The following is a 1,347-nucleotide window of genomic DNA, read 5'->3' on the forward strand; positions in this document are numbered from 1 at the left end:
GGCGGGCGCCGGCGGCGTCGCCGCCGATCCGCTGTAGACGTGGTTGTAGTCGTAATCGCCCTGCGGATCGCGCTCGCGCAGTTGTTGCAGCGCGCGGCGCGTGGACAGGCCCGACGGCACCTGCAACACCACCAGGCGCAGGCCGAATTCGCCGAAGCTGCGCTGCTCCAGCACGGCGAAGCCGGCCGCCTGCGCCGCCTGCAGCGCAGCCGGCTCCGGCTCCAGCGCCACCACCTGCCCGCGCATCACCACGGCGCCGCCCTCGTCGCGCTCCAGCCCGCGCGGATCGCTGCGCAGCAACGCCTGCAGGCGTTTCAGCCGCAGCCGTTCGAGCTCGCCGCGCGCGTCCTGCAGCGACTCTCCCACCCGATTCATGCCGCCCTGCACGCCCTGGGTCACGTCCTGCACCAGCCCGCCGGCCGACGGCAGCGCCAGCTGCGCCAACGCCGGTGTCGCCACCGCCAGCCATGCCACGGCCATCCAGCGCATTCGCCTGCCCGTCGCCATGCCCCGCTCCGTTGTCCGCCCCTGTTGGCGTGCCACACTAATCCTGCCATCCCGACACGCGGTGAACGCCGCGCCGCGCCCATGGAAGAAAACCCCTCCGCCGAACGTATCACCGACATGCACGCCGATCCCACGGCCGCCGTCGGCGACGGCATCTGTACCCTGCTGCCGCAGTTGCGGCGCTTCGCGCGTGCCGTCGCCGGCCATCGCGAGGACGCCGACGACCTGCTGCAGATCGCGATCGAGCGCGCGCTGCGTCGCGCCGGGCAATGGCGGCCGGAGACGCCGCTGCAGTACTGGCTGTACGGCATCATCCGCCACGCCTGGATCGACGAGGTGCGGGCGCAGCGGCGACGGCGGCAGGTCTTCGTCGATGCCGCCGAGGGCGAACACGTCGGCGACACGCCGCTGGAGCGGCAGCAGGACTGGATGGCCGTGCAGGCCGCGATGGCCGGCCTGCCCGAGGAACAACGCCTGGCGATCGCACTGGTGCTGATCGAAGGCCTGTCCTACAAGGATGCCGCGGCGGTGCTGGAGATTCCGCTCGGCACACTCACCAGCCGGCTCGCGCGTGGGCGCGAAGCCCTGCAGGCGTCACTGGAGGCGACCGCATGAACACCACGATCGACGCACTCACGCTGCAGGCCTACGCCGACGGCGAACTGGATGCGGCGCAGGCCGCCCAGGTGGAAGCGGCGTTGCGCACCGACCCGCAGCTGGCACAGGCCCTGGAGCGGCTGCGCAGCCTGCAGGCGCGGCTGCGCGCCGGCTTCGCCCCGGTGCTGGACGAAGCAGTACCCGCGCGCCTGCTCGCCGCCGCGCGTGCACGGCCGGCCGGCA

Annotated in this window: 2 protein-coding genes and 1 pseudogene; 2 read left to right on the forward strand and 1 reads right to left on the reverse strand. The window is 73.0% G+C overall.

Annotation, left to right across the window (positions count from 1 at the left end; genetic code table 11):
• Positions 1–480, reverse strand: a pseudogene (locus tag D180_RS08460) (peptidase S8); the annotation flags it as partial.
• Between the two features lie 108 nt (positions 481–588).
• Here D180_RS08460 and D180_RS08465 point away from each other — a divergent pair.
• Together D180_RS08465 and D180_RS08470 are read left to right on the forward strand one after the other, a co-directional pair.
• On the forward strand, positions 589–1,122 hold the full coding sequence (locus tag D180_RS08465; protein ID WP_017907990.1) for an RNA polymerase sigma factor: 534 nt from the start codon (positions 589–591) through the stop codon (positions 1,120–1,122).
• On the forward strand, positions 1,119–1,347 hold a 229-nt coding region (locus D180_RS08470), incomplete at its 3' end, for a zf-HC2 domain-containing protein (RefSeq protein WP_043090667.1). The genes D180_RS08465 and D180_RS08470, both read left to right, overlap by 4 nt.

Source organism: Xanthomonas sp. SHU 166 (assembly GCF_000364685.1).
Lineage (GTDB): Bacteria > Pseudomonadota > Gammaproteobacteria > Xanthomonadales > Xanthomonadaceae > Xanthomonas_A > Xanthomonas_A sontii.